This is a genomic window from Methylobacterium oryzihabitans (genome assembly GCF_004004555.2).
Taxonomy (GTDB): domain Bacteria; phylum Pseudomonadota; class Alphaproteobacteria; order Rhizobiales; family Beijerinckiaceae; genus Methylobacterium; species Methylobacterium oryzihabitans.
In genome coordinates this window covers 184,868-207,714 of sequence record NZ_SACP01000003.1, presented here as the reverse complement: position 1 = coordinate 207,714, position 22,847 = coordinate 184,868, and the positions used below count along the sequence as shown (strand labels likewise).

General features: G+C 72.5%; 25 protein-coding genes and 1 pseudogene. 10 read left to right on the top strand and 16 right to left on the bottom strand.

Translation table 11 applies throughout. The features are described 5' to 3' along the window. The first annotated feature begins 14 nt into the window (after positions 1-14). The 3 genes from EOE48_RS04945 (at position 15) to EOE48_RS04935 (ending at position 2,699) form a co-directional block, all read left to right on the top strand. A complete protein-coding gene (locus tag EOE48_RS04945) occupies positions 15-761 on the top strand; it encodes an ABC transporter ATP-binding protein (RefSeq protein WP_246153966.1) in 747 nt (248 codons plus the stop codon). A gap of 125 nt (positions 762-886) precedes the next feature. After that, complete coding sequence (locus EOE48_RS04940) at positions 887-1,978, top strand: MlaD family protein (protein ID WP_127727670.1); 1,092 nt, start codon at positions 887-889, stop codon at positions 1,976-1,978. A gap of 109 nt (positions 1,979-2,087) precedes the next feature. Next, positions 2,088-2,699 carry an ABC-type transport auxiliary lipoprotein family protein gene (locus tag EOE48_RS04935; protein ID WP_127727669.1) on the top strand — a complete coding sequence of 204 codons (612 nt, stop codon included), beginning with the start codon at positions 2,088-2,090 and terminating at the stop codon, positions 2,697-2,699. 69 nt (positions 2,700-2,768) lie between these two features. On the opposite strand, the pseudogene EOE48_RS30455 reads toward EOE48_RS04935, so the two are convergent. The 5 genes and pseudogenes from EOE48_RS30455 to EOE48_RS04910 all read right to left on the bottom strand — a co-directional run. Continuing rightward, positions 2,769-3,026: pseudogene (locus EOE48_RS30455) on the bottom strand (type II toxin-antitoxin system RelE/ParE family toxin); the annotation flags it as partial. A 9-nt stretch (positions 3,027-3,035) separates the two neighbouring features. Then, complete coding sequence (locus EOE48_RS04925) at positions 3,036-3,245, bottom strand: hypothetical protein (protein ID WP_127727668.1); 210 nt, start codon at positions 3,243-3,245, stop codon at positions 3,036-3,038. 107 nt (positions 3,246-3,352) lie between these two features. After that, on the bottom strand, positions 3,353-3,973 hold the full coding sequence (locus tag EOE48_RS04920) for a helix-turn-helix domain-containing protein (protein ID WP_127727667.1): 621 nt from the start codon (positions 3,971-3,973) through the stop codon (positions 3,353-3,355). 127 nt (positions 3,974-4,100) lie between these two features. Further along, the gene (locus EOE48_RS04915; protein ID WP_187371319.1) at positions 4,101-4,547 is read right to left on the bottom strand and encodes an NUDIX domain-containing protein; all 447 of its coding nucleotides are present in this window, start codon (positions 4,545-4,547) and stop codon (positions 4,101-4,103) included. Between the two features lie 54 nt (positions 4,548-4,601). After that, on the bottom strand, positions 4,602-5,300 hold the full coding sequence (locus EOE48_RS04910; protein WP_127727666.1) for a fumarylacetoacetate hydrolase family protein: 699 nt from the start codon (positions 5,298-5,300) through the stop codon (positions 4,602-4,604). Between the two features lie 124 nt (positions 5,301-5,424). Between EOE48_RS04910 and EOE48_RS04905 the strand changes: the two genes are divergently transcribed. The 4 genes from EOE48_RS04905 to EOE48_RS04890 all read left to right on the top strand — a co-directional run bounded on the left by EOE48_RS04905 (position 5,425) and on the right by EOE48_RS04890 (position 10,928). Then, positions 5,425-6,888, top strand: coding sequence for an FAD-binding oxidoreductase (locus EOE48_RS04905; protein WP_127727665.1), 1,464 nt, complete (start codon positions 5,425-5,427; stop codon positions 6,886-6,888). 91 nt (positions 6,889-6,979) lie between these two features. Next, entirely contained in the window at positions 6,980-9,343 is a 2,364-nt protein-coding gene (locus EOE48_RS04900) for a xanthine dehydrogenase family protein molybdopterin-binding subunit (protein WP_127727664.1), read from the top strand. Further along, complete coding sequence (locus EOE48_RS04895; protein ID WP_127727663.1) at positions 9,340-9,651, top strand: DUF2218 domain-containing protein; 312 nt, start codon at positions 9,340-9,342, stop codon at positions 9,649-9,651. The genes EOE48_RS04900 and EOE48_RS04895 overlap by 4 nt, the downstream gene beginning before the upstream one ends. A gap of 38 nt (positions 9,652-9,689) precedes the next feature. Further along, positions 9,690-10,928, top strand: coding sequence for an aminopeptidase (locus EOE48_RS04890; protein ID WP_127727662.1), 1,239 nt, complete (start codon positions 9,690-9,692; stop codon positions 10,926-10,928). Positions 10,929-11,243: 315 nt separating this feature from the next. Here EOE48_RS04890 and EOE48_RS04885 read toward each other — a convergent pair whose 3' ends face one another. Further along, the gene (locus EOE48_RS04885) at positions 11,244-11,822 is read right to left on the bottom strand and encodes a hypothetical protein (RefSeq protein ID WP_127727661.1); all 579 of its coding nucleotides are present in this window, start codon (positions 11,820-11,822) and stop codon (positions 11,244-11,246) included. Positions 11,823-12,187: 365 nt separating this feature from the next. Between EOE48_RS04885 and EOE48_RS04880 the strand changes: the two genes are divergently transcribed. Beyond that, positions 12,188-12,448, top strand: a complete 261-nt coding sequence (locus EOE48_RS04880; RefSeq protein ID WP_127727660.1) for a hypothetical protein — start codon at positions 12,188-12,190, stop codon at positions 12,446-12,448. Between the two features lies 1 nt (position 12,449). On the opposite strand, the gene EOE48_RS04875 is transcribed toward EOE48_RS04880, so the two are convergent. From EOE48_RS04875 to EOE48_RS04835, 9 genes are all read right to left on the bottom strand, one after another. Further along, on the bottom strand, positions 12,450-13,193 hold the full coding sequence (locus EOE48_RS04875) for a DUF1223 domain-containing protein (protein ID WP_127727659.1): 744 nt from the start codon (positions 13,191-13,193) through the stop codon (positions 12,450-12,452). Between the two features lie 6 nt (positions 13,194-13,199). After that, on the bottom strand, positions 13,200-14,180 hold the full coding sequence (locus EOE48_RS04870) for a lipid A biosynthesis lauroyl acyltransferase (protein ID WP_127727658.1): 981 nt from the start codon (positions 14,178-14,180) through the stop codon (positions 13,200-13,202). A 144-nt stretch (positions 14,181-14,324) separates the two neighbouring features. Next, positions 14,325-15,347: a zinc-binding dehydrogenase gene (locus tag EOE48_RS04865; protein WP_127727657.1), complete on the bottom strand. Its 1,023-nt coding sequence runs from the start codon at positions 15,345-15,347 to the stop codon at positions 14,325-14,327. A gap of 266 nt (positions 15,348-15,613) precedes the next feature. Continuing rightward, a complete protein-coding gene (locus EOE48_RS04860; protein ID WP_425463621.1) occupies positions 15,614-15,895 on the bottom strand; it encodes an SH3 domain-containing protein in 282 nt (93 codons plus the stop codon). Between the two features lie 98 nt (positions 15,896-15,993). Next, complete coding sequence (locus EOE48_RS04855) at positions 15,994-16,761, bottom strand: SDR family oxidoreductase (protein WP_127727655.1); 768 nt, start codon at positions 16,759-16,761, stop codon at positions 15,994-15,996. Then, positions 16,758-18,035 (bottom strand): beta-ketoacyl-ACP synthase, encoded by a 1,278-nt coding sequence (locus EOE48_RS04850; RefSeq protein ID WP_127727654.1) that lies wholly within the window; start codon positions 18,033-18,035, stop codon positions 16,758-16,760. The genes EOE48_RS04855 and EOE48_RS04850 overlap by 4 nt, the downstream gene beginning before the upstream one ends. Continuing rightward, complete coding sequence (locus EOE48_RS04845) at positions 18,032-19,171, bottom strand: beta-ketoacyl-ACP synthase (RefSeq protein WP_127727653.1); 1,140 nt, start codon at positions 19,169-19,171, stop codon at positions 18,032-18,034. The genes EOE48_RS04850 and EOE48_RS04845 overlap by 4 nt, the downstream gene beginning before the upstream one ends. Beyond that, positions 19,168-19,632 (bottom strand): 3-hydroxyacyl-ACP dehydratase FabZ family protein, encoded by a 465-nt coding sequence (locus tag EOE48_RS04840; RefSeq protein WP_127727652.1) that lies wholly within the window; start codon positions 19,630-19,632, stop codon positions 19,168-19,170. The genes EOE48_RS04845 and EOE48_RS04840 overlap by 4 nt, the downstream gene beginning before the upstream one ends. A 23-nt stretch (positions 19,633-19,655) precedes the next feature. Continuing rightward, positions 19,656-19,943 (bottom strand): acyl carrier protein, encoded by a 288-nt coding sequence (locus tag EOE48_RS04835; RefSeq protein ID WP_127727651.1) that lies wholly within the window; start codon positions 19,941-19,943, stop codon positions 19,656-19,658. Between the two features lie 410 nt (positions 19,944-20,353). Between EOE48_RS04835 and EOE48_RS04830 the strand changes: the two genes are divergently transcribed. Both EOE48_RS04830 and EOE48_RS04825 read left to right on the top strand, forming a co-directional pair. Continuing rightward, positions 20,354-21,463 carry an AI-2E family transporter gene (locus EOE48_RS04830; RefSeq protein ID WP_425463620.1) on the top strand — a complete coding sequence of 370 codons (1,110 nt, stop codon included), beginning with the start codon at positions 20,354-20,356 and terminating at the stop codon, positions 21,461-21,463. Beyond that, positions 21,460-21,936: a RidA family protein gene (locus tag EOE48_RS04825; RefSeq protein ID WP_127727650.1), complete on the top strand. Its 477-nt coding sequence runs from the start codon at positions 21,460-21,462 to the stop codon at positions 21,934-21,936. The genes EOE48_RS04830 and EOE48_RS04825 overlap by 4 nt, the downstream gene beginning before the upstream one ends. A gap of 5 nt (positions 21,937-21,941) precedes the next feature. Here the strand turns inward: EOE48_RS04825 and EOE48_RS04820 are convergent, their stop codons facing one another. After that, positions 21,942-22,607, bottom strand: coding sequence for a metal ABC transporter permease (locus tag EOE48_RS04820; protein WP_127727649.1), 666 nt, complete (start codon positions 22,605-22,607; stop codon positions 21,942-21,944). Positions 22,608-22,847 lie beyond the last annotated feature (240 nt).

Genomic DNA, 22,847 nt, shown 5'->3' with positions numbered 1-22,847 from the left:
GCGACCGCATCGTCATGAAGGGCCTCGACCTCGACATCCGCCGGGGCGAGATCCTCGGCTTCGTCGGGCCGTCGGGCCAGGGCAAGTCCGTCCTCACCCGCACCATCCTCGGGCTGGTGCCGAAGCGCTCGGGCACGATCGAGATCTTCGGCGAGGACGTGGACGGGCTCTCGCTGGCCCGCCGCCGGGTGCTGGAGCGGCGCTGGGGCGTGCTGTTCCAGCAGGGCGCCCTGTTCTCGGCGCTCACCGTCAAGCAGAACATCCAGGTGCCGATGCGCGAGCACCTCGACCTCTCCGAGCGCCTGCTCGACGAGTTCGCCCGGCTCAAGATCGCGATGGTCGGGCTCAAGCCCGACGCCGCCGACAAGCTGCCCTCGGAACTCTCCGGCGGCATGATCAAGCGCGCGGCACTGGCCCGGGCGCTCGCCCTCGACCCCGAAGTGCTGTTCCTCGACGAGCCGACCTCCGGCCTCGACCCGATCGGCGCCGGCGAGTTCGACGACCTCGTCGCGACCCTGCAGAAGACGCTCGGCCTGACGGTGTTCATGGTCACCCACGACCTCGACAGCCTCACCACCGCCTGCGACCGCATCGCCGCGCTCGGCGACGGCCAGATCATCGCCGAAGGGCCGATCGAGGCGATGCTCGCCCACGAGCATCCCTGGCTGCGCGCCTACTTCCACGGCAAGCGCGCCCGGGCGGCGCTGCCGCCGGGGCTCGTGCCCGGCGCGCCGCCGCACGCGGCGGCACGGCCGAGCTGATGTGCGGGCGCGCACAACCCGAACCGGGATCGGAGCGTAGCCTTCCCGATCTCACCCCGAGACCCCGCCCGCACGGGCCCGCCGGAGCCGGCACGGCCCCGCGCGCGAACGCAAACGGGTAAGGCATGGAAACCCGCGCCAACAACCTCCTGATCGGCGCCTTCACGCTGCTGGTGATCGTGCTGGGCTTCGCCTTCGCGTTCTGGCTCGGCGGCCGCGCCTCGAACCAAGCCCGGCTGCCGGTGCGGATCGTCTTTTCCGGCGGCGTCGGCGGCCTCGCCAAGGGCTCGGTCGTCACCTTCAACGGCATCCGGGTCGGCGAGGTCACCGACGTGCAGCTCCTGCCCCAGGACCCGCGCCGGGTGATGGCGCTCGCCGCCCTCGACCCGACCACGCCCCTGCGCGCCGATACCCGCGCGCGCCTCGACATGGCGATGCTGACCGGCATCGCCTCGATCTCCCTCGTCGGGGGCAGCGCCGACGCGCCGCCGCTCGCGGCCAACGCCAACGACCCGCTCCCGACGATCTTCGCCGACGCCTCCGACATCCAGGACCTGATGCAGAGCGCCCGGGCGATCGCCCAGCGCGCCGACGACATGCTCCAGCGCCTCGACCGGGTCGTGGCCGGCAACGAGGGCGCGATCAACCGCACGCTCGCCAACGTCGAGACCTTCTCGAAGACGCTCAGCGACAGCGCCCCCGCCCTCGACGCCCTGGTCAAGGCGGTGGACGGGCGCAAGCTCGGCAGCCTGATCGACAACGCCGACCGGTTCTCGGCCGCCCTCGCGGCGGCCTCGCCGGACGGGGCGCCCGCCCCCCCCCCCCCCCCCCCCCACGCCCGCTCCCTCGCCGCCAAGCTCAACGCCTCGGCCGACCGCATCGACGCGGTGCTGAAGGGTGCGCAGAGCTTCCTCGGCTCGGCCTCCGGCGAGCAGGGCCGCAGCGCCTTCACCGACATCCAGGAGGCGGCGGTCTCGGTGCGCGATGCGGGCCGCGCCTTCCGGCTGATGTCGGAGAACCTCGACAAGCGCACCGCGACGCTGGCCACCAGCGTCAGCCGGCTGAGCGGCGCCGGCCGACGCGAGGTGCAGACCCTCTCGACCGACGGCCAGCGCACCCTCAGCACCCTCAACAGCGCCGTGCGCAGCATCGAGCGCGACCCGTCGCAGGTGATCTTCGGCGGCAAGCCGTCGTTGCCCGAATACAACGGGCGGTAGCTTTCGGCCCGGCCCGGACCGGAAGCGGCCCGGGATCTGCTCCGCCTCGGTGCTTCGTTAGGACGACTCGCCTATGTCCCCTGGGCTAGGTGGCCCGAATTCCGCAATGATGACCTGCCGTCCCGTCCCGTTCCCTCCGGCGCCCCGTCGCGCTCCGTCGTCCCTGCTGGCGGCGGCCGGGCTCGTGCTCGCCCTCGCCGGCTGCGGCGGCGCGGTGCCGACGACCTTCGACCTCACCGCCCTGCCCGGCGCGGCGCGGGCGGGAGCCGCGCGCCGCTCGATCGTCGTCGCCGAGCCGGTCGGCATCCAGCCGTTCGAGGCCGACCGGATCATCGTGCGGGCCGGCGGGACGGTGTCGTTCCTCGGCGGCGGCCAGTGGGCCGACCGCCTGCCGCGGCTGATCCAGACCCGGCTGATCCAGAGCCTCGAGAATGCCGGCCGCCTGCGCTCGGTCGGGCGCCCGGGCGACAAGGTCGCGGCCGACATCATCCTGGTCAGCGACATCCGCGCCTTCGACATCGTGGCGCCGAGCCGCGAGGCGGTGGTCGACCTGTCGGTGAAGCTCGTGCAGGACTCCACCGGCACCGTCACGGCGGCGCGGGTGTTCCAGGCCCGGGTCCCGGTCGAGCAGGTCGCCGCGCCCCAGGCCGCCAACGGCCTCGACCGCGCCCTGTCGATCGTGCTCGCCGACGTGGTGCGGTGGGTCGGCGCCGGGGGGTGAGGCCAGGATCGGCGTCCTGGGCGTTCGGAGCACGTCCTGGCTCTGGCCCGGCCCGAAGACGCGCATGACGGTGACGATCCCCGAGCCGGACCGTGACGGGACATCGACGCGATCGATGATCCTGTGTCGCGCGACGCTGCGGGCACGATAGCCCGCATGCTCGCTTTCGGGCCATAGAAGAGGATCGTCCGCCAGAACCAGGATGGCGCGCCGGATATGATCCAGGCGGTTCGTAGCCCTTGGGCCTGCCCCGGCCTGCGTCAACCATCGGCGCGCCTCGGCTAGATCCCTGCGCGCTGCATCGGTGATGCGGAGGCGGTACGGCACGGTGAGGGATCAGCCCCGGTCGCCACCCTGTCGCTTCGGCGTCGCTGCGTCCCCGCCGCCTGCCCAGGCCCGAAGCCATGCTTCGGCTTCATCCCCTTCGATGACGCGGCCCGCATTCAGGTCGTCTTCGGCGGCCGCGAGCATGTGGCGCTCACGCCTTAAACGTTCGCCCTCTGCCGAAGGCTCCTGATCGTGCCATCTGAGGTCGGTCTTCGGCATCACCAGCTCCAGCCGCAGCGTGACGCCTCCGACGCCGTGCGTACAGCGGCGGACATGCCCGATCCGGGGACCGTTGAACGGAATGCGGTGACCGGACCGGACGCCCCCTACTCCATCACCGCCGCCTTCATGATGACCACCATGGTGGCCCGGCCGGGCTTGTCGCCGGTGCAGCGCACGGTGTGGGGCCGGTCGCAGCGGTAGCGCAGGGTCTCGCCGGCCCGCGCCCGCTGCACCGTGCCGGCCACGTCAACCTCGAACTCGCCCTCGATCACCGACAGACACTCGACCGAGCCGCGCTGATGGGCGTCGGAATCGAGTTCGCCGCCGGGATCGGCCGAGAGGTCGTACCATTGCAGCCACTCGACGGTCTTGATCCAGCCGATGATCGCCAGCCGCATCCGGCCGTCGTCGGAGACGAGGATCGGCGTGTCGGCCTTCGACGACTTCTCGATGAACGGTTCCTCGTCGCCGGTGGCGAGCACCCGCTCGATCGACACGTCGAGCGCCTGACTCAGGCGCCAGATCGTCGCGAGGGTCGGGTTGGTCTCGTTGCGCTCGATCTGGCTGATGATCGACTTCGCCACGCCCGACTGCTCGGCGAGTTCCGACAGCGACAGGTTGTAGGCCTTGCGCAGGCGCTGGATCGTCTTGCCGAGCTGGCCCGACAGGACCTGCGCGCCGGTGATCAGGTCCCTGGTGCGCTCACGCCCCCGCTCGACGCCCATGACCGCCCCTCGCACCGTTCGACTCCGCCCCGGCCGTTCCGCATTCCGAACGTCCGTACGCTCCATCAAACGCAAACGGGTCCAGGGTGCAAGGGCGCAGGCGGTCGCGGAACCCGATTTCGCTGCATCACCAGCGGGTCGCGGGCGGCGTTCCCGCAGTGATCTCGGCGAGTCGCGCCCGGGTCGCCGGGGTGGTCCCCTCGGGCAGGGCGTCGAGGGGAAAGAAGCCGGCCTCGGCGATCTCCCGGTCCGGGCGCTTCGGCGCCCGCACCGTGAAGGCGCGGGCGACGTAGAGCGCGACGTGGTCGCGGGCGGTGGCCCGGTCGTTGAGGTAGAAGCCGTGCAGCACCGGCGCAACCGCCGGATCGAGCACCACCTCCGCCTCCTCGGCGAATTCCCGGGTCAGCGCCTCGACCGCGGTCTCGCCCGGCTCGACGCCGCCGCCGGGCAGGTACCAGCCCGGCAGGTAGGTGTGGCGGATGAGGCAGACCCGGCCCTCGGGGTCGATGGCGGCGCCGCGCACGCCGAGCGTCATGCCGCGCGAGACGCGCCACACGAGGTGGGCGCCGCGCATCAGCAGGCGCTGCGAGCGGCGCCGCAGCGCCTCGGTCCGCCGCCGCACGGCGCCTCAGACCACCGTCAGGCGGATCTCGCCGACGCCCTCGATCGCCCCGACCATGGTCTGGCCGCGCGCGACGGCGCCGACGCCCTCCGGCGTCCCGGCGAAGATCACGTCGCCCGGCTCCAGGGCGAAGTAGGTCGACAGGTAGGCGATCTGCTCGGCCACCGACCAGATCATGTCGGACAGGTCGCCCTTCTGGCGCAGGGCGCCGTCGACCGACAGGGTGATGGCGCCCTTGTCCGGGTGGCCGATCTCGGCGGCGCGACGCAGGACGCCGACCGGGCCCGAGAGGTCCGCCGCCTTGCCGAGTTCCCACGACCGCCGCAGCGCCTTGGCGTCGTCCTGGAGGTCGCGCCGGGTCATGTCGAGGCCGACGGCGTAGCCGAAGACGTGGTCGAGGGCGCTCTCGACCGGGATGTCGCGGCCGCCCTGGCCGAGGGCGACCACCAGCTCGACCTCGTGGTGATAGTTCGCGGTCTTCGGCGGATAGGGATGATCGACCGTCTCGCCGTCCGGCACCACTTGCAGCGCGTCGGCGGGCTTCATGAAGAAGAACGGCGGCTCGCGGGTCGGGTCGGCGCCCATCTCGCGGGCGTGGGCGGCGAAGTTGCGCCCGACGCAGTAGACCCGCCGCACCGGAAACAGGTCCTCGGTGCCGCGGATCGGAAGCGTGGTGCGCGGCGGGTTGGGGATCACGGAGAGCATGGACGCCTCAGGACGTTGCGCCGCCTTGGGAAAGCGGGGCCCGAGGGCTATCTAGAGGCCCTCCCCGCCCGGCGCTATCCCGGTGCCGCCACGGTGCCCGCAATCCTGCCGCCGCCCTGCAGCCATGACGCCCAGCGCCCTCCTCGACACCCTCGCGGCCCGCCTCGGGCCGGCCCAGGTCCTCACCGCACCGGACGCGATGGCGACCCACCTCGCCGAGACCCGCGGGCTCTACCAGGGCCGGGCGCTCGCGGTGCTGCGCCCGCGCGACACCGGGGAGGTCGCCTTCGCGGTGCGGGCCTGCGCGGCGGCCGGCGTGCCGGTGGTGGCCCAGGGCGGCAATACCGGCCTCGTCGGCGGCGGGGTGCCGCAGGGCGGAATCGTCCTGTCACTCGCCCGCCTCGACCGGGTGAGGGCGGTCGATCCGCTGAACGCGACGCTCACGGTCGAGGCCGGCTGCATCCTCGCCCGCGTCCAGGAGGAGGCCGAGCGGGCCGGGCTGCTGTTTCCGCTCTCGCTGGCCTCGGAAGGCTCGTGCCGCATCGGCGGCAACCTCGCGACCAATGCCGGCGGCACCGCGGTGCTCGCCTACGGCAACGCCCGCGAACTCGTGCTCGGCCTCGAAGTCGTGCTCGCCGACGGGCAGGTCTGGAGCGGGCTCAAGGGCCTGCGCAAGGACAATACCGGCTACGACCTGCGGAATCTGTTCATCGGCTCGGAAGGGACGCTCGGCATCATCACGGCGGCGGTGCTGAAGCTGTTTCCGCGCCCGGCCTCGACGGCGACGGCGTGGCTCGGCCTCGCCTCGCCGCATGCCGCCCTGGAGCTGTTCTCGCACCTGCGCGAGCGCGCCGGCGGGCGGCTCACCGCCTTCGAGTACGTGCCGCGCTTCGGGCTGGAGATCGTGCTGCGCCACGCCGCCGGCGCCCGCCGTCCGCTTGCCGGGGAGCATGCCGGCTACGCGCTGGTCGAACTCTCCTCCGCCGGCCCCGACGCGCCGGCCGAGTTGGAGGCGATGCTCGCCTCCGCCCTGGAGGCGGACCTCGCCGAGGACGCGACGATCGCGGCGAGCGCCGCCCAGGCGGCCGCCCTGTGGTCGCTGCGCGAGAGCCTGTCCGAGGTCCAGCGCCACGAGGGCGGCTCGATCAAGCACGACGTCGCGGTGCCGGTCTCGCGGGTCGCCGAGTTCCTGGAGCGCGCCACCGCCGCCTGCGAGGCCGACCTGCCGGGGGTGCGGGTCTGCGCCTTCGGCCATCTCGGCGACGGCAACATCCACTTCAACCTCACCCAGCCGGTCGGGATGGACAAGGCGGAGTTCCTGGCCCTGTGGCCGCGCTTCAACCGCATCGTCCACGACATCGTCCACGCCTTCGACGGCTCGATCGCCGCCGAGCACGGGGTCGGGATGATCAAGCGCGACGAGCTCTCGCGCTACAAGGACCCGGTCGCCCTCGACCTGATGCGGCGGCTCAAGCAGGCGCTCGATCCGCAGGGCCTCCTCAACCCGGGCAAGGTTCTTGTCGACCCGGGCAAGATTCTTGCACCCCGCGACGAGGTTCCGGCGCCTTTTCCCCACGGTCAGACCTGACGGCGAAGCCGGTCAGCCCCGCCCGCGGGCGGGTTGCAGGATTTTCGCGGATCGCTAGCTGGAAGCGGCATCCTCTCCCGGAGAGCCCGGCATGAACGCCCGTCCCGACGCCCGCGACTTCGCCTCCCCGCAGAAATTCGGCATTGGGCAGCCGGTGCCCCGCGCCGAGGATCCGGTGCTGGTGCGCGGCGAGGGGCGCTACACCGACGACCTCGCCCTCGACGGGCAGGTCTACGGCGTGTTCGTGCGAAGCCCGGTCGCCCACGGGATCCTCGACGGGATCGACGCCGAGGCGGCGCTCGCGCTGCCGGGCGTGCTGGCGGTGCTGACGGCCGCCGACCTCGACGGCTACGGCGGGATCGGCAACGGGCTGCCGTTCAAGAACCAGGACGGCAGCGACATGCGCAAGCCGGCCCAGCCCTCCCTCGCCACCGGCAAGGTGCGCTACGTCGGCGAGCCAGTGGCGCTGGTCGTCGCCGAGACCCTGGCCGGGGCCCGCGACGCCGCCGAGGCGGTGGTGCTCGCCATCACCGACCTGCCGGTGGTGACGACGCCGGAAGAAGCCGCCGCCGAGGGCGCGCCGCTGCTCTACGACGACGTGCCGGGCAACCTCGCCCTCGATTTCCGCACCGGCGACGCCGCCGCGACCGAGGCGGCCTTCGCCGGGGCCGCCCACGTCACCCGGCTGCCGCTCATCAACAACCGCCTCGTCATCAACCCGATGGAGCCGCGCGCCGCGATCGGCGTGCACGAGGCCGAGAGCGGGCGCTTCACCCTGCATGTCGGCTCGCAGGGCGTGTTCGGCCTGCGCAACGGCCTCGCCGACGGGGTGCTGAAGCTGCCGCGCGAGCAGGTGCGGGTGCTCACCGGCCATGTCGGCGGCTCGTTCGGCATGAAGGCGCCGGTCTATCCGGAATACCTGCCTCTCCTGCACGCCGCGAAGGTGCTCGGGCGGCCGGTGAGGTGGACCGACCAGCGCTCCGAGAGCTTCCTCTCCGACCATCACGGCCGCGACGTCGCGGTCGATGCCGAACTCGCCCTCGACGCCGAAGGGCGCTTCCTCGCCTACCGGCTCCGGGGCGTCGCCAACATGGGCGGCTACCTCAACCCGCTCTCGCCGCTGTTCCAGACCATCAACATCGCCCGCAACATGGTCGGGGTGTACCGCACCCCGGTCTATGACGTGGCGATCGCCTGCCTGTTCACCAACACCACGCCGATCGGCGCCTATCGCGGCGCCGGCCGGCCGGAGGGCAACTACTTCATCGAGCGCCTGATCGACACCGCTGCCGCCGAGACCGGCCGCGACCGGGTCGCCCTGCGGCGGCTCAACCACATCCGGCCCGAGGACATGCCGTACCGGGCTCCCTCGGGCATGACCTACGACAGCGGCGACTTCCCGGCGGTCCTCGACCGGGCGCTCGCCGCCGCCGACTGGGACGGGTTCTCCGCCCGCCGGGCCGAGAGCGAGGCGGCGGGCAAGCTGCGCGGCATCGGCATCGGCGACTATCTCGAGATCACCGCGCCGCCGACCAACGAGATGGGCGGCATCCGCTTCGAGGAGGACGGCACGGTGACGATCCTCACCGGCACCCTCGATTACGGCCAGGGCCACGCCACCCCGTTCGCCCAGGTGCTGCACGACCGTCTCGGCATCCCCGTCGACCGGATCCGGCTGCTCCAGGGCGACAGCGACCAGCTCATCGCCGGCGGCGGCACGGGCGGCTCGAAGTCGCTGATGGCGAGCGGCGCGGCGATCGTCGAGGCCGGCGACCTTGTGATCGAGAAGGGCCGCGAGGCCGCCGCCTCGGTGCTGGAGGCCGGGCCCGGCGACATCGAGTTCCGCGACGGCCGCTTCGTCATCGCCGGCACCGACCGCGGCATCGCCCTCATCGACCTCGCCGCCCGGGTGCGCGCCGGCCTGCCCGACCCGGCGGCGCCGCGGAGCCTCGACGTCGCCCACATCCACAAGGAGTCGCCCTCGGCCTTCCCGAACGGCTGCCACGTCGCCGAGGTCGAGGTCGATCCCGAGACCGGCGTCGCCGCGGTGGTGCGCTACACCTCGGTCAACGATTTCGGCACGGTGGTGAACCCGATGCTGGTCGAGGGCCAGATCCACGGCGGCGTCGTCCAGGGTATCGGGCAGGCGCTCATGGAGCGCACCGCCTACGACGAGCAGGGCCAGCTCGTGACCGGCTCGTTCATGGATTACTGCCTGCCGCGGGCCTCCGATTCCCCGAGCGTCGGCTTCGCCAGCCACCCGGTCCCGGCGACCACCAACCCGCTCGGCGTCAAGGGCTGCGGCGAGGCCGGCTGCGCCGGCTCGCTGCCGGCGGTGATGAACGCCCTCGTCGATGCGCTACGCCCGCGCGGCATCGCCCACCTCAACATGCCGGCGACGCCGCTGGCGATCTGGTCGGCGTTGCAGGAGGCGGGCACCCAGGAGGCCGCATGAGCGATCCCGTCACCCTGACCTCGGAGGCCCGGGTCGAGACCCCGAATGCCAGCCGCTACCTCACCCAGCTCTGCAAGCACTGGAGCCACAAGTTCCCCGAGACCGCGTTCTCGCCGGAGCGCGGCACGGTGCCGTTCGGCGACGGGCGGGCGGCGGCGTTCGAGGCCGATCCGGACGGGCTGACGCTCCGGGTCTCGGCCCCCGACTTGGAGACGCTGACCCGGATGCAGGGCGTGGTCGCCGAGCACCTCGCCCGCTTCGCGTTCCGGGAGGATCTCGGCGGCATCGCCTGGACGCGGGTGGTGTGACCGGGCATCACGGCAGTTCAGCCGAAGGAGATGAGTGCATGTCGTCCAGCCACGATCCTCGCCTCGACCGTCTCGCCGAGGTGGCGGTGCGGGTCGGCCTCGGGCTGAGGCCGGGGCAAGAACTGGTGATGACGGCACCGCTCGAGGCGCTGCCGCTCGCCCGCTGCATCACCGCCGAGGCCTACAAGGCCGGCGCCTCCCTGGTGACGACCCTCGTCGGCGACGACGCCTCCACCCTCGCGCGCTTCGCCCACGCCCCCGACGCGGCGTTCGACACCGCCGCCGGCTGGCTCTACGAGGGCATGGCCAAGGCGTTCCGGAACGGCGCCGCGCGGCTGGCCATCGCGGGCGACGACCCGTCGCTGCTCGCCGGGCAGGACACCGAGAAGGTGGCGCGGGCCAACCGCGCCCGCTCCCGGGCCTACCAGCCGGCGCTCGAACTGATCGCCAACTTCTCGACCAACTGGACCATCGTCTCGGCCGCCACCCCGGCCTGGGCCCGCACCGTCTTCCCGGATCGGCCGCCGGACGAGGCGGTGGCCCGGCTGTGGAACGCGATCTTCGCCGCCTCGCGGATCGAGGGCGAGGATCCGGTCGGCGCCTGGGCGGCGCACAACCGGGCGCTCCAGCGCCGGACCGAGGTGCTGAACGGCCACCGCTTCGCCGCCCTGCGCTTCCGCGGCCCGGGCACCGACCTGACGGTCGGGCTGGCCGACGACCACGAATGGTGCGGCGGCGCGACGACCGCCCGCAACGGCATCGTCTGCAACGCCAACATCCCGACCGAGGAGGTGTTCACCACCCCCCACCGCCTGCGGGTCGAGGGCACGGTGTCGGCGACCAAGCCCCTATCCTACCAGGGCACCCTGATCGAGGACATCGCCGTGCGGTTCGCGGAGGGCCGCATCGTCGAGGCGAAGGCCCGCACCGGCGGCGACGTGCTCGCCAAGGTGCTCGACACCGACGAGGGCGCCCGCCGCCTCGGCGAGGTCGCGCTGGTGCCGGCCTCCTCGCCGATCTCGGCCTCGGGGCTCTTGTTCTTCAACACCCTCTACGACGAGAACGCGGCGAGCCACATCGCGCTGGGCCAGGCCTACAGCAAGTGCTTCCGCAATGGCGGCATCGACTTCGGCGAGGACGACCTGACCGCCCGCGGCGCCAACCGCAGCCTCATCCACATCGACTGGATGATCGGCTCGGCCGAGGTCGATGTCGACGGCGTCTCCCTCGACGGCACCGTCGAGCCGGTGATGCGCCGGGGCGAGTGGGTGGATTGACGGCACGAACGCCACGGCCGAGGACGCGTCGATGACCCGCGGGCGGTCCGGCAGCCACCGGGCCGAGGTCTTGCCGACGGGCGTGCCGGGGATCGAGGCGCTGCGGGTCGTCTCGGAGCGGGGATTTCCCGTCACAGCCACGACCCGTCCGGCATAGGCGCGGTCGGCTTCGGCGCCCAGTGGTCGCGGACCGGTGGAGGCCAGCGACGTCCGGCGAGTCGGTTCGCCAGGGAGAGAAGCCGGGTTCGCACCGGTCACACACCACTGTAGAAACGGCTCCCGGGCGCCAGGGTCCAGGAGCCGTTTCGCTTATGCTCAGAAATATCGAGTCACCGGCTGTCCGGGGATGAAGTCGGGCGTTGGCAGGCAGGCCGATTTGCCCTTGTCGCCGCACACCTTCATGCGCTCCGCATAGAGTTCGAGCTCCTTGAAGGGCGTATAGACCAGCCCATCGCCGCACTCTTCCGTATCGGCGAGCCCGGCCTGACCGATGGCGGGCGTGATCCGCTTCGTCTCCGTCCAGAGTTGACTCCCCGTCATCACGATGCACCGCATGCGATTGGGGCCGTTCGGGTTGATGAAGGGATTCACTCGCGCGGAGTAAGCAGCCCGGACCGGGAAGCGTGCGACGACGGACACTTCCGATCCAAAGAGCGTACGGCCGTAGTACGGGGCGCTGATCTCGGCGCGGCCCGCACCGTCGGCCATGAACCCGTCGAGAAGCCGTTCACCCAGGATGCGCCGGTAGTCGCGCGGCAGCTTCGGCGCTTCGGGCGGAATCTCGGCGGGTTGTCGGATCGGCACGGGTGCCGTGCCCTTGGTGGATGACGTCTGACAGGCCGACAGGCTCGTTCCGGCCAGCAGGCAGGCGGTGATCAGGGACGGGATACGCATCGCTTGGAGGTCGATCTCGACGAGGAGCGGACAGCGTGCGGCATCGTTCCGGCAGAACCAGGCACATGCGACAGTTCAATCCGTGTAGGCCACGAATGCCGGCCTTGCCTCGCCGCGAGACGAAGCCACGCATCGTGTCTCTTAAGGTCGCGCCTGCCGCAGGGGAAGGTGTTTCTCGCCGGCTTCCCCGGCACGTGCCGTTCAAGCGGGCTTCACGCACTCGGACGACCTGCGCCGTTGGGCGATGTCCCGGATAGGCCGTGATACGGTTTCTGATTGATCCCTTCGCGATGCAGAAACCGGCTTCGCTCAGTCGCCGCGCGGGCTGGTGATACGGTTTTCGGAACTGATCGTCCGAAAACCGTATGACAACCCGCCCCGCCCATGCACTCGGCCCCGTGACGCCCCGCGTCGCCTATGCCGATGCCGGACGCCCGGACTGGATCGACGGCTTCGTGCGCCGCACCTTCGTGGCGATGGTGGCGGGTATTCGCGAACCGGCGATCGCCGCCGGCCTCATCGGCGCCGACGCCTTCGACCGGGGCATCCGGGCCCTGCTGCGCACGGCGGAGCCGGACGGCAGCTTCGGCTACACCTTCTTCAAGGCCGTCGGGCGCAGGCCGTGAGCTACAGCCCCGGCCCCTTCGCCGCCCCGAGGATCCGCCCGGGGCCGCCATGCTCGGCCTGGAGCACCAGGACGTAGGAATCCGCTTCGCCCGGGCGCAGGAGCGAGCGGGGCACCTCGTAATGCGCCGCCGCTCCGGACCACGGGCCGACATGGTGCATGCCGCGCACGACGTTGCGGTAGACCATCGTGCGGCCGCGGTTCTCGCCGCGGACGATGGCGACCTCGCGGGTGCGGGCGACCGGCAGCAGCCACAGTTCCGCCCGCCGTCCGGGAACCGGCGAGGGCGCGATGTCGATCGCGATGCTGTCGGGGCCGACCTCGCTGCGGATCGCCACCGGCAGGCTGGCGGCGGTGCCGGGATCGTGGATGCTGCGCTCCAGGGCGGCCCGGTCGGAGCCGACCAGCGTGACGGCGCCGTTGACCACCGCCTGCGGCGTGTAGACCTGACGGTCGCCGCGCATGCCGGCATAGGCGCGCTGGCGCTCGGTGAAGGCACGGCTGGCCAGCGTATCCTTCCAGCCGAGATAGTCCCAGTAGGTGACCGGCAGGCTCAGCACGATCACGTCGGGGTTGCGCGCCAGTTCACCGACGAGACGGTCCGCCGCCGGGCAGGCGGCGCAGCCCTGGCTGGTGAACAGCTCGACCACCGCCCGCGGCGTCTCCCCGGCACCGGCGGCCCGCGGCCCGACCAGGACGGCCGCGAGCGGGACGGCGAGGAGCCAGCGGGAGGACGGGTGCGGCATGCGCCATCAAACCCCGCCGACGGCGCCGACGGAAGTCACGTTGGCTTGAACCGCCGGCTTCGGCAGCATCGAGGGCCGCCAGCGCCGGTGCATCCACAGCCATTGCTCGGGATGCTCCCGCACCCAGCCCTCGATGATCTCGGTCATCGCCTGCATCGCCCCCGCGACGTCGACCGCGCCGCCCTCGTCCCGCGGCAAGTCGAGGGCCGGAGTGAGCTGCAGGCGGAACCGGCCGCGGGCGAGGCGGATCACCCGCACGCCGTGAACCGGGCATTCGTAGTGCCGGGCGAGCTTGGCCAGCAGCGGGTTGACCAGGGCCGGCCGGCCGAAGAACCGCACCACGACGCCGCGGGTGAAGTGCTGGTCGACCAGCATGCCGAGATGGCCGCCGCGCTCGATCACCCCCTGCATCCTGAAGGCGGCGCCGGGGCCGGCGGCGGTGAGGCCGCCCATGGTGGCGCGCCGGACCTCCTGCACCAGTTGCGCCGCCGCCGGGCTGTTGGGTGGCCGGAACACCGCGCTCGCTTCCAGGCCGAAGCGGGCGGCGCAGATCGCCGGCAATTCCCAATTACCGAGATGGGCCGAGAAGATCAGGCCCGGCCGGCCGTCGTCGCGCATCGCCGTGAAGTGCTCGATGCCCTCGACCTCGATCCGGCCGTTCTCGGCCGCGTCCGGGTCGTAGTCGAAGATCTCGCCGAGATGGGCGTATTCCGCGCCGGTGCGGCCGAGATTGTCCCAGGAGCCGAGGGCGATGGCGGCGAGCTCGGCCGGATCGCGGCCGGGATAGGCGAGGCGCAGGTTGGCGAGCGCCGTGCGGTGCGAGGGCAGCCACGGTCCGAGCGTCCGGGCGATCCGGGCGCCGGCGGCGGCGGCCCGCTCCGGGCCGAGCCGGCGGGCGAGCCAGAACAGACCGCGCACCACGGCGACCATCGGCAGCCCGGCGAAGCGGGACAGGGCGCGGTACAGCCTCAGCTTCAGACGCAGCACGGACGAGGGTCTCGCGGGATCGACAGGGCAGGTTGCCCTGCCGGAGGGCAGGTCCTTGCCTGTAAGCGCGCCGCCGAGCCGTCACAAGGGCGCAACCGCAACGCTCCAAGGTCATCGCTTCACAGCGATGCCCCTGAGACGAGCTCACAGCGTCGCGATGATCTTGCCGAAGACCTTGCGCGATTCGAGCCGTTCCAGGCCGTGGGTGAAGTCGGCGAGCGGCAGTTCGGTGTCGATGACCGGGGTGAGGCCGGACGCCATCTTGTCGAGCGACGTGCGGATGTTGTCGAGGCGGCAGCCGAACGAGCCGGTGATGCGGTATTGCTGCTGAAACAGCTGCATCAGGTTCATGGTGGTCGAGACGCCGGAGGTCGAGCCGCAGGTGACCAGCCGGCCGCCGCGCTTGAGGCAGAGCAGCGAGCCGTTCCAGGTCTCGGCGCCGACGTGCTCGAACACGACGTCGACGCCCTTGCGCTTCGTCAGCCGGCGGACCTCGCCCTCGAACCGCTCGGTGCGGTAGTTGACGACGTGGTCGGCCCCCAGTTCGCGCGCCCGCTCGCCCTTGGCATCGTCGCCGACGGTGGTGAAGACGGTGCAGCCGATCGCCTTCGCCATCTTGATCGCCGCGGTGCCGATCCCCGAGCCGCCGGCATGGACGAGGATCGACTCGCCGGGCTCCAGCCGGGCGTTGTCGAACAGCATGTGCTCGACGGTGCCGAAGGCGACCGGCGCGCAGGCCGCCTGTACGAAGCTCACCCCGGCCGGGACCTTCACGACGAGACGGGCCGGCATGGTGACGAAGTCGCGGGCGAAGCCGTCGATGTGGAAGCCCATCACGCCGCCGACCTCCTCGCAGAGGTTGTCGCGGCCCTCGCGGCAGGCCCGGCAGCGGCCGCAGGTCATCGCGCCGTAGAGCGCGACCGCGTCGCCCTCGGTCAGGCCGGTCACGCCCTCGCCGAGCGCCGCGATCTCGCCGGCCGCCTCGGCGCCGACCGTCAGCGGCAGCTTGCGCTTGGCGAAGGCCATGCCGCGGAAGCCCCAGACGTCGATGAAGTTGAGGCCGACCGCCCGCACGCGGACCCGCACCTCGCCCGGTCCGGGCGGCGGCGGGTCCGCGACCTCGGTCAGGCGCATGTCGCGGTCGCCGAAGAGCTGGAGGGCCTGCATGGGGAAACCTTCTGAAAGCTGGCCTGGCGGCCTCGCAGCCCTGTCGGGCGCGAGAATCGCCCCTTTCTCGGACGACTGAAGCGTCGGCGGAAGGAGATCCGGGAACCAGCACAACGAGTCGCGAAGCGTCCGGACTCAGCGACGGTGCCACCACACAGAGTCGCTTCGCGACGATTCTGATGGCTGGATCCCGGATCTCCTTCCACTTCGTTTCAGTCGTCTGGGAAAGGGGCGGAGGTGCAGAGGAACGCAACCCGCCCAAAAAACTAATCGGCGGGCGCGAGGTAGCGCCGCCGGGCCCAGCCGACGACGGCGCCGTACTTGACCCGGCACCAGGTCCGGCCGCTCGGGGTGTCGTTGGTGCAGCCGGCGCCGCGCAGCAGGGCGTTGGCCGGCGCCCGGCCGACGGCGGGCGAGTCCGCATCCGGCGCCTCGCGGATGCCGAGCGAATCGCCCGGCGGCACGTCGTCGACCCGAAAGGTCTCGGCCAGGGCCGGGGCGCCCGAGAGGACGAGGAGGACAGCCGCGGCTCGGACGCGGCGCGGCACGGGGTGCATCATGGATCCGGTGTCATACGGTTTCTGCTTCGCTCAAGCGCCGCGCGGGCTGGTGACACGGACACGGGACTGATCGTCCCGTCACCGTGTCAGGTGCGGTGGATGCCCAGCATCGCGGTGAGGCCGCCATCCACCGGCAGGACCGCACCGGTGACGTAGGCGGCTCCGGGAGACAACAGGAAGGCGACGAGGTTCGCCACCTCGTCCGGCGCGGCGAATCGCCCGGCCGGGATCTGCTTCTCCATGCCGGCGCGGTGCCCGGCATAGGCCGTCATCATGTCGGTGTCGATGAAGCCGGGGGCGACGACGTTGACGGTGACGCCGCGGCGGGCCGATTCGATCGCCAGGGTGCGGCAATAGGCGATCAGAGCCCCCTTCGAGGCGGCGTAGGCGGCGTTGCCCGGATTGGCCCGCAGGGCCGCGACCGAGCCGACCGCGACGATGCGCCCGGCCCTGGCACGGGTCATCGGCCGCACCAGCGCCTTGGCGAGGCGGGTCAGCGACCAGAAGTTGACCTGCATCGCCGCCTCGGCGCGGTCCTGGTCGAGCATCGCGGCGAGCCCGTCGCAGGACTGCCCGGCATTGTGGACGAAGCCGTAGATCCCCTCCTCGGCCATCGCCTCGCTGAAGGCGTCGAGGGCGCCGCGATCCGACAGGTCGAGGGCGTGGGTGCGGATGCTGCGCTCGGGGTGCGCGGCGGCGAGTTCCTCCGCGAGGGCGGCGGCGGCCTCGGCCGACTCGCGAAACGTGAAATCGACGTCGTGACCGGCCGAGACCAGGGCGCGCACGATGGCGGCGCCGAGACCGCGGCCCCCGCCTGTGACGAGGACGCGGCGGGCCGGATCCGGGGCGCTCACGCCACCGGCTCCGCGCCGAAGACGAGGCAGGTGTTCTGGCCGCCGAAGCCGAACGAGTTCGACAGCACCGTCGCGACCGGCAGGTCGCGGGCGCTCGTCACCACGTCGAGGGGGATCGCCGGGTCGGGCACGGCGTAGTTCAGGGTCGGGGGCACGCGGCCATGCGCGATGGTGAGGAGCGAGACCGCCGCCTCGACCGCGCCGGCGGCGGTGAGCGTGTGACCGATCATCGACTTGTTCGACGAGATCGGCACGCTGCGCATCCGCTCGCCCAGCACCGCGAGGCAGCCGAGCGCCTCCATCTTGTCGTTCTCGGGCGTGCCGGTGCCGTGGGCGTTGACGGTGTCGATCCGCTCCGGGCCGATCCCGGCATCGTCGAGGGCGCCCCGGATCGCCGCGATGATCGGCGCCCCGTCCGGCGAGGAGCGGGTGCGGTGGAAGCCGTCGCCCTTCTCGCCGCAGCCCAGCACGTAGCCGAGGATTCTCGCGCCCCGCGCCCGGGCGGCGGCGGCGTCCTCCAGCACCAGGGCGGCGGCGCCCTCCCCCATCACGAAGCCGTCGCGGTTCTTGGCGAAGGGCTTCGACGCCGCCTCCGGCGGGTCGTTCTGGGTCGAGAGGGCCGAGAGCAGCGAGAACCGGATCAGCGATTCCGGGTTCACCGAGCCGTCGGTGCCGACGCAGAGAGCCGCCGCCATCTCGCCGCGGCGGATCGCCTCGACGCCGAGCTGGATCGCGGTGGCACCCGACGAGCAGGCGGTCGAGAGCGAGATCGGCGAGCCACGGGTGCCGAAGCGGTCGGCGATGCGGTCGGCGACGGTGCCGAAGATGAACAGGTCGTGCCAGTCGTCGAAGCGACGGGTGCCGGCGGCGCGCAGCAGGTCGGCATAGGTGACCTCGCCGTACGCCCCCGCGGCCTCGGCGAGCGCCTGGCGCTGCGGCCATTCCATCTCGACCGGCGGCACGGCGATGAACAGCGCACCGGGAAATGCGCGGCCGAGGCCGGCCTGACCGATCGCCTCCTCGGCGGCCGAGGCGGCGAAGCGCTCGGACAGGGCCGGCGCCACCATCGGCTCGGCGTCGAGGAAATCGACGGTGCCGGCGATGCGGGTGCGCAGGCCGGTGGTCGGAAAGCGGCGGATCGCGTGGATGCCCGAGCGGCCGGCGGTGAGGGCAGCCCAGTTCTCGGCCGCGCCGATGCCGAGCGAGGTGACGATGCCGAGGCCGGTCACGGCGACGAGCGGGCGGCCCAGGGCGTCGCGGTCTGCGCGGCTCATGCGGCCTCCGTCGCGGGCAGGATGCGGATCACGCCCTCGCCACGGCGATGGCCGACGACGCTGACGACGGCCTCCCGCGCCGCGCCGGCCGCGACCGCCGCGGCGGCCAGCGCCGCGCCGAACGGGGCGGCGGCTTCGAGGGTGTGGCCGGTGAGGTCGCCGAGTGCCGTCCGGCGGGCGCCGGGGGCCAGGGTGGCGAGAGCCTCGCCCTCCTCGGCGGTGATGCCGGCGCAGCCGGTGGCGGCGCTGATCGCGAGGTCCGGCGCCGTCGCGCCCGCCCCCTGCCACAGGGAGGCAAGGCTCGCCCCGACGCTGCCCGGCACCCGCCGAGTGCGGTCGCTGGCGACGGCGGCGAGGCGTGCCACCGGGGCGGCGCCGCGGGCGCGAGCATGATCGGCCGCTTCCAGCACCAGGAAGGCGGCGCCGGAGCCGAGGATGAAGCCGGGGGCGTCGTCGCGCTCGAAGACCGGGCGGAAGTCCGGCTTGCGCAGGTAGCCGCCCATCTCGTGGACGAGCAGCACGTCGGCCCGTTCGGCGTTGTACGAGCCGCCGACGAGCATCAGGTCGACCTGTCCCGCCGCGATGCGGGCATGGGCGATGCGCAAGGCGTCGGTGCCGGCCGATTCCTCGCCCATGAAGGTGCGCGAGGCGCCGGTGACGCCGTGCACGATGGCGATGTTGCCGGCGAGCAGGTTGGAGAGCTGGGCCAGGAACAGGGTCGGGCGCAGGTCGTTCTGAAGGCGCTCGTTGAGGAACGCGCCCTTGTCGTCCGCCCCGGCGAGGCCGGCGAGGATCTGGCCGTCGACGGCGTAGTCGCGCTCGCCGCCGCCGGCCGCGACCACGAGGTGCATCCCGGCCTTGAGGGCGGCATCGGCCTTGGCCCCGGCGGCGTCGAGGGCGAGCCCGGCGGCATAGACGCCGAGGCGCTGCCACGGCTCCATCTGGCGCTGGTCGGATTTCTTGGGGATCTGCCCGTCGAGGGCGAGCGGCGCCACCGGATGCACCGGGTAGGGCGCGAAGGTCGCGGCATCGACCCGCGGCGTCCCGCCGGCCCGCAGGGCGTCGAGATGGGCCGTCACGCCCTCGCCCGCGCAGGAGACGAGGCCGAGGCCGGTGATGACCACGTCGCGCGTCACGCCGGATGTCCCTCGATCAGGCCGATCGCCCGCGCCCGCTCGCGCATCGGCGCGTCGAGGCCATCGGGGAACGGCATCGTCCTGAACCGCAGTTCCGCGTTGCAGAGCGGCTTGCCCCCGGTGCGGATCGCCGCCCTGGTCACGGCATAGCCCGAGCCGTCGTGCTCCAGGCTCGCCTCGACGTCGAGCACCGCGCCGGGGCCGACGAAGCTGCGGAAGCGTGCCTTGTCGACGCCCATCAGGAACGGCATCTGGCGGAAGTCGAGATGGGCGAGGAGGAGGTAGCCCGACGCCTGCGCCATCGTCTCGGTCAGGAGCACGCCCGGCACCAGCGGGTGGCCGGGGAAGTGCCCCTCGAAGACCGGGCTCGCCGTCGGCACCGTGGCGCGCGCCTCGATCCGGCCCGCCCCCCGGTCGAGCCGCACGACCCGGTCGATCATCTCGAAATATTCGAGCCGCATGGTGCGCGACCGCGTTCCGGCGCCTAGACCTTGGCGGCCTTCTGGGCCACCAGGGCGTCGATGCGCGCGCAGAGGTTCTTCAGCACGAAGTACTCCTCGGCCGGCACCTTGCCCTCGTTGACCTCCTGGGTCCACTGCTCCAGCGGCAGCTTGATCCCGAACGCCTTGTCGATGGCGAAGGCAATGTCGAGGAAGGCGAGGCTGTCGATGCCGAGATCGTCGATCGCGTGGCTCTCCGGCGTGATGGTGTCGCGCGGGATGTCGGCGGTGTCGGCGATGATGTCGGCAACGCGGTCGAAGGTATCGGACATGGGCGTGCAGCCGCTTCCCTGCTGGGGTCTGGCTCGAACGGCGCGGCCTGCGGACTCCCGCCCGAGCCCCTGACCACGGACCGCGACCGGCGGTCTCGAGCGATGGTGGAATGCCGGAACCCGCGCGATTCCGCGGATGCGGACGGCGTCCGATCGAGCGGTCCGCATACACGAGGGGGGTGCGGCGGGCAACAGCCCGGGCGGACGAGCACAGGGCGATCGCGCCGTGTGCCGGGCGCAAGCCAAGTGAGCGGACGCGAACGCCGGCGCTTGAGGGCAAGCAAAAAACCAGGGCGATCGCGTTCGAGCGATTGTCCTGCGGACGGGCGCCCGCCACACGGCCGACACGCTCCGTTCACCCGGCCCGGCCATGCCCTAGATGCACCCGCACCCAGCGCCGGAACGCCCGCATGCCCGACCCGATGCCGCCCCCCGCCCCGCCGGTCGAGATCCGGGCCGGGGCGACGCCCGCCCTCGCCCGCGCGGCGCTGGTGCTCGGCCTCGCCGCCCTCGGCCTGTGGATCCTGCACGAGTTCCTGCCGGCGCTGGCCTGGGCGGTGGTGCTGGCGGTGGCTCTGTGGCCGCTCTACCGCCGGCTGACCGGGCGCTTCCCGCCCGGTCCGCACAACATCCTGTGGCCGGCGCTGTTCACCGGCGCGGTCGCCCTGGTGTTCCTGATCCCCCTCGCCGTCGTGGCGATCCAGGCGGCCCGCGAGGCGAGCGAGGTGCTCGACTTCTGGCGCAGCGTCGAGCAGTCGGGCTGGCCGGTGCCGGACTGGGTGTCGCACCTGCCGTTCGGCGCCGCCGCGGTGTCGCGGTGGTGGAGCGATACCCTCGGCCATCCCGCCGGCTCGTCGGAGCTGCTGCACCGGCTCGACCGGACCTCCCTGATCGGGTTCGGTCGCCTGTTCGGCTCGCAGATCGTCCACCGGGTGGTGGTGTTCCTGTTCACCCTGCTGACGCTGTTCTTCCTGTTCCGCGACGGCGAGGCGGTGGCCCGGCAGGGATTGAGCGCCTGCCGGCGGCTGTTCGGCCCCCGCGGCGAGCGGGTCGCGCGCCAGATGGCGGCCTCGGTCCACGGCACCGTCGACGGGCTGGTGCTGGTCGGCCTCGGCGAGGGCTTTCTTCTGGGCATCGCCTATTTCTTCGCCGGCGTGCCGCACCCGGTTCTGTTCGGCGCCGCCACCGCCTTCGCGGCGATGATCCCGTTCGGAGCGCCGCTGGTGTTCGGCATCGCCTGCCTGCTGGTGCTGGCGCAGGGCCACGTCACCGCGGCGATCCTGGTCGGGGTCGCGGGCCTCGTCGTGACCTTCGTGGCCGACCACTTCGTGCGCCCGGCGCTGATCGGCGGCGTCACCCGCCTGCCGTTCCTGTGGGTGCTGCTCGGCATCCTCGGCGGCGTCGAGACCTTCGGGCTGCTCGGCCTGTTCCTCGGCCCGGCGGTGATGGCGGCCCTGATGCTGCTGTGGCGCGACTTCACCGGCGAGGACGCGCCGACCCACGGAGACACCCCCCGATGACCCAGCCCCACGGCACGATCGCGACCCGCCTCGCCGCGCTCGGCCTGACCCTGCCGCCGGTGCCGGCGCCCCGCGGCGCGTTCCTGCCGTTCTCGCGCCTCGGCCCGACGGTGTGGCTCGCCGGCCAGATCTGCGAGCGCGACGGCGTGATCTCGCATACCGGCCGGCTGGGCGAGGACCACGACCTCGCCGCCGGTCAGGCGGCGGCGGAGCTGTGCGCCCTCAACCTGCTCGCCTCGCTCAGCCTCGCCCTCGACGGCGACCTCGACCGGGTGGTGCGCTGCCACCGCCTCGGCGGCTTCGTGCAGGTGGTGCCGGGCTGGCCCGACGTGCCGAAGGTGGTGAACGGCGCCTCGGACCTGATGTTCAGGCTGTTCGGCGAGGCCGGCCGCCACGCGCGCACGGCGATCGGCGTCGCGGGCCTGCCCGGCAACGCAAGCGTCGAGGTCGACGGGATCTTCGAGGTGCGCTGAGCGGGCTACATCGGCGGGCGCAGGCCGTCCTTGCCGACCGAGATCGAGCGGCCCTCCAGGCGGTCGCCGTCGCGGCTGGCGACGACGAACACCTTGGCGCCGGCCACGAGGAGCGCCCGCGAGCCGGGCTCCAGGGTCACGACCGGCGTCCCGGGCGGCACCGCGACGGTGAGCGCCTTGCCGCCGCCGTAGCCGACGGTGAGCAGCGTGGTGCCGTCGCCGGCCTTGCGGGTGCCGACCGTGCCGTTGGTCATCCGGGTCTCGACCTCGGGCGGGCGCACGGTGCCGTTGGTCATCCGGCTCTCGACCGGGGCGCCGCCGGCCGTGGTGTCGGGAAGCACGTCCCACGGGCGATGGCCCTCGCCGGCGCCGCGTAGGGCCTCGGGGAAGATCAGCACCTCGAGCGCGACCGGCGGGTCGCCGTCCTTGGTCGCGGTGCCGATGTAGCTGCCGTCCCTCACGCCGTCGAGGCTGGCCGGGACGAGGGACGAGATCCGGGTGTCGTCGGCGAGCGCGACCGTGCGGGCAGTGCCGTCGTCGGTGCGGATCGTGACCGTGCCGGATTCGGTTCTTTCGATGGTGCCGCGCAGCCGCTCGACCTGCGGAGCGGCGAAGGCCGGGCCCGGCAGGGCGAGCAGGCCGAGGAAGGCGATGGAGGTGAGCTTCGTCACGGATGATCTCCCTGGGGGTCAGGGAGTCAGTTCGGTGGCCGGCGGGGAACCGTTACAGGGGCATCCCGCCCGAACCCTCCCCCCTTTTGCGGGGGAGGGTGGCGAGCGGATGCGAGCCGGGAGAGGGGAACCACGTTTCCGGATTTGGCTCGGCAGCCGTGCAAAGCGCCACGTTCTGGACTGGCGCGATCCCCTCTTGCGGGACTATCGTCCCGGCCCGCCCCACTCTCTGGGGCACCC

Bases quoted from the DNA above. Each gene is read 5' to 3' on its own strand.
- EOE48_RS04910 (WP_127727666.1), bottom strand. From the start codon at position 5,300: ATGCTCTCCGTGATCCCCAACCCGCCGCGCACCACGCTTCCGATCCGC.
- EOE48_RS04890 (WP_127727662.1), top strand. From the start codon at position 9,690: ATGTCGTCCAGCCACGATCCTCGCCTCGACCGTCTCGCCGAGGTGGCG.
- EOE48_RS04900 (WP_127727664.1), top strand. From the start codon at position 6,980: ATGAACGCCCGTCCCGACGCCCGCGACTTCGCCTCCCCGCAGAAATTC.
- EOE48_RS04925 (WP_127727668.1), bottom strand. From the start codon at position 3,245: ATGCCGAAGACCGACCTCAGATGGCACGATCAGGAGCCTTCGGCAGAG.
- EOE48_RS04840 (WP_127727652.1), bottom strand. From the start codon at position 19,632: ATGCGGCTCGAATATTTCGAGATGATCGACCGGGTCGTGCGGCTCGAC.
- EOE48_RS04935 (WP_127727669.1), top strand. From the start codon at position 2,088: ATGACCTGCCGTCCCGTCCCGTTCCCTCCGGCGCCCCGTCGCGCTCCG.
- EOE48_RS04905 (WP_127727665.1), top strand. From the start codon at position 5,425: ATGACGCCCAGCGCCCTCCTCGACACCCTCGCGGCCCGCCTCGGGCCG.
- EOE48_RS04850 (WP_127727654.1), bottom strand. From the start codon at position 18,035: ATGAGCCGCGCAGACCGCGACGCCCTGGGCCGCCCGCTCGTCGCCGTG.
- EOE48_RS04830 (WP_425463620.1), top strand. From the start codon at position 20,354: ATGCCCGACCCGATGCCGCCCCCCGCCCCGCCGGTCGAGATCCGGGCC.
- EOE48_RS04835 (WP_127727651.1), bottom strand. From the start codon at position 19,943: ATGTCCGATACCTTCGACCGCGTTGCCGACATCATCGCCGACACCGCC.
- EOE48_RS04880 (WP_127727660.1), top strand. From the start codon at position 12,188: ATGACAACCCGCCCCGCCCATGCACTCGGCCCCGTGACGCCCCGCGTC.
- EOE48_RS04945 (WP_246153966.1), top strand. From the start codon at position 15: ATGAAGGGCCTCGACCTCGACATCCGCCGGGGCGAGATCCTCGGCTTC.
- EOE48_RS04920 (WP_127727667.1), bottom strand. From the start codon at position 3,973: ATGGGCGTCGAGCGGGGGCGTGAGCGCACCAGGGACCTGATCACCGGC.
- EOE48_RS04875 (WP_127727659.1), bottom strand. From the start codon at position 13,193: ATGCCGCACCCGTCCTCCCGCTGGCTCCTCGCCGTCCCGCTCGCGGCC.
- EOE48_RS04940 (WP_127727670.1), top strand. From the start codon at position 887: ATGGAAACCCGCGCCAACAACCTCCTGATCGGCGCCTTCACGCTGCTG.
- EOE48_RS04825 (WP_127727650.1), top strand. From the start codon at position 21,460: ATGACCCAGCCCCACGGCACGATCGCGACCCGCCTCGCCGCGCTCGGC.
- EOE48_RS04885 (WP_127727661.1), bottom strand. From the start codon at position 11,822: ATGCGTATCCCGTCCCTGATCACCGCCTGCCTGCTGGCCGGAACGAGC.
- EOE48_RS04915 (WP_187371319.1), bottom strand. From the start codon at position 4,547: ATGCGCGGCGCCCACCTCGTGTGGCGCGTCTCGCGCGGCATGACGCTC.
- EOE48_RS04865 (WP_127727657.1), bottom strand. From the start codon at position 15,347: ATGCAGGCCCTCCAGCTCTTCGGCGACCGCGACATGCGCCTGACCGAG.
- EOE48_RS04895 (WP_127727663.1), top strand. From the start codon at position 9,340: ATGAGCGATCCCGTCACCCTGACCTCGGAGGCCCGGGTCGAGACCCCG.